We start from the raw sequence: 2,795 nt of genomic DNA, 5'->3' as shown, positions 1-2,795 counted from the left end.
TTCCAGCGCCACGCGCCGCTGTCGTTCGGCCTTGACGGCACGCAGTTCCAGCTAAAATGGATGTGGCAGATGCTGCGCAACTGCGACACCCGCCACTATATGGAAAACAAAGGCCGCATGGTGCGCCTGGCGGAGTACAGCCGCGACTGCCTGAAGGCGCTGCGCGAAAGCACCGGCATCCAGTATGAAGGGCGCCAGGGCGGGACGCTGCAGCTTTTCCGTACCGAAAAACAGTATGAGAACGCCACCCGCGACATCGCCGTGCTGCAGGATGCCGGCGTGCCGTATCAGCTGCTGGAGGCGAAACGTCTGCGGGAAGTCGAACCCGCCTTAGCCGAGGTGAGCCATAGGCTGACCGGCGGCCTGCGTTTGCCGAACGATGAAACCGGCGACTGCCAGCTGTTTACCACGCGCCTGGCGGCGATGGCGGAGCAGGCGGGCGTCACCTTCCGCTTTAATACCCCGGTGGACGCGCTGCTGTACGAAGGCGAGCAGATCGCCGGCGTGAAGTGCGGCGATGAAATTGTCAAAGGCGATGCCTACGTCATGGCCTTCGGCTCCTACTCGACGGCGATGCTGAAAGGGCTGGTGGACATTCCGGTTTATCCGCTGAAGGGCTACTCGCTGACGATCCCGATCGCCGAGGAGGACGGGGCGCCGGTATCGACTATCCTTGATGAGACTTACAAAATTGCGATTACCCGCTTTGACCAGCGGATCCGCGTCGGCGGGATGGCGGAAATAGTCGGCTTTAATAAAGATCTGCTGCAGCCGCGTCGCGAAACGCTGGAGATGGTGGTGCGCGATCTGTTCCCGCGCGGTGGCCACGTAGAGCAGGCGACCTTCTGGACCGGCCTTCGTCCGATGACCCCGGACGGCACGCCGGTGGTCGGGCGCACGCCGTATAAAAACCTGTGGCTCAACACCGGGCACGGCACTCTGGGCTGGACCATGGCGTGCGGCTCAGGACAGCTTTTGAGCGATTTGATTTCGGGTCGCACGCCGGCTATTCCGTACGACGATCTTGCCGTCGCCCGCTATAGCCCGGGCTTCACTCCGGCGCGTGCTCAGCACCTGCACGGCGTTCACAACTAAGGAGTTTTCATGTCTCGTCCGGTACTGGCCAGCATTGATTTGTCGGCCCTGAGGCAGAATTTGCAGATTGTCCGGCGCGCGGCTCCGGGCTCACGGCTGTGGGCGGTGGTGAAAGCCAACGCCTACGGCCACGGCCTGGCGCGCGTGTGGAATGCGCTCAGCGGTGCAGACGGCTTTGCGATGCTGAACCTTGAAGAGGCGATCCTGCTGCGCGAGCAGGGCTGGAAAGGGCCGATTCTGCTGCTCGAGGGCTTCTTCCACGCCGACGAGCTGGCGCTGTTTGATAAGTATCGCCTGACCACCAGCGTGCACAGCAACTGGCAAATCAAGGCGCTGCAGCAGGCGAAGCTCCACGCTCCGCTGGATATCTACGTTAAGGTCAACAGCGGTATGAACCGGCTGGGCTTTATGCCGGAGCGCATCCATACCGTCTGGCAGCAGCTGCGGGCGCTGGGCAACGTCAGCGAAATGACGCTGATGTCGCACTTTGCCGACGCGGAAAATCCGCAGGGCATCGTCGAGCCGATGCGCCGCATCGAGCAGGCGGCGGAAGGGCTGGCGTGCTCGCGCTCGCTGGCGAACTCGGCGGCGACCCTCTGGCACCCGGAAGCGCATTTTGACTGGGTCAGGCCGGGGATCGTGCTGTACGGCGCCTCGCCGTCCGGCCAGTGGCAGGATATCGCTAACAGCGGCCTGAAGCCGGTGATGACCCTCAGCAGCGAGATTATTGCCGTGCAGAACCTGAAGGCGGGTGAGGCGGTGGGCTACGGCGGCCTCTACCGCACGACGGAGGAGCAGCGGATTGGCATCGTGGCCTGCGGCTATGCCGACGGCTATCCGCGCATCGCGCCGGCGGGAACGCCGGTGTTGGTTGACGGCGTGCGCACCACGCTGGTGGGGCGCGTGTCGATGGATATGCTGGCGGTAGACCTCACGCCATGCCCACAGGCCGGCATCGGTGCGCCGGTCGAACTGTGGGGCAAGGACGTTAAAATCGACGACGTGGCCGCAGCCAGCGGTACCGTCGGCTATGAGCTAATGTGCGCTCTGGCGCCGCGCGTCCCTGTTGTGACGGCGTAACTTTCCGTGAGGCGGATCACTCCGCCTCATCCTTCGCTACGCGAACCCCCACCTTCAGAACGTGGTCCTCTTCTTTTTCCGCGACCGTCCATACCATGCCGGCAAACTCAACCTGGTCACCCACTACCGGCGCCGCGCCGAGCTGATGCTGCACCACGTCGCCCAGCGACTGCTGGCGATCGCGATACTCTTCCCCGCCGTCGAGGCCGTAAATTTGCGCGACGTCGGCAAACCTGGCGCTGGCGTCAAGGATAAAGTCGCCGAAGAAGCGCTGGTCGAGCGCCACCGGCGGCGACTGGCTGAACATCTTACCCAGCGCGGGCAGGTCGCGTTCGCGGCCGATCACGCACAGAATATCGCCCTCCAGCAGGCGGGTGCTGCCGGTGGGGTGCAGCAGCGCGTTATCGCGAAACAGGGCGGCAATGCGCGTTTCCGGCGGCATATGCAGATCGCGCAGCGCCGCGCCGACGCACCATTTATCGGCGCTGAGCTGATAGACGAACTGCTCCCACGGATTCTCCGGATGTATATCCAGCCCGACCCGGGAGATGGGCCAGCCGACCGGCGGGACCACCACTCTGGCTTTTTTCGCCGCCCACGACAGCGAGGTGCCCTGCAGC

General features: G+C 63.9%; 3 protein-coding genes. 2 read left to right on the top strand and 1 reads right to left on the bottom strand.

The genetic code is table 11. The annotated features are described in order from the left end of the window. Both PFH44_RS26475 and dadX read left to right on the top strand, forming a co-directional pair. Positions 1-1,095 (top strand): D-amino acid dehydrogenase (locus PFH44_RS26475; RefSeq protein ID WP_283826679.1); only part of this gene is annotated, 1,095 nt, incomplete at its 5' end. 9 nt (positions 1,096-1,104) lie between these two features. Further along, positions 1,105-2,175: a catabolic alanine racemase DadX gene (gene dadX / locus PFH44_RS26470; RefSeq protein WP_283826678.1), complete on the top strand. Its 1,071-nt coding sequence runs from the start codon at positions 1,105-1,107 to the stop codon at positions 2,173-2,175. Between the two features lie 16 nt (positions 2,176-2,191). Here dadX and PFH44_RS26465 read toward each other — a convergent pair. Continuing rightward, positions 2,192-2,795, bottom strand: a 604-nt coding sequence (locus tag PFH44_RS26465; protein WP_283826677.1) for a transporter associated domain-containing protein, incomplete at its 5' end; no start/stop codon positions are given.

This window comes from Klebsiella sp. Ech2A (assembly GCF_030078455.1).
Lineage (GTDB): Bacteria > Pseudomonadota > Gammaproteobacteria > Enterobacterales > Enterobacteriaceae > Klebsiella > Klebsiella terrigena.
The sequence above is the reverse complement of the archived record's forward strand: the minus strand, read 5'-3'. Positions and strand labels throughout refer to the sequence as shown.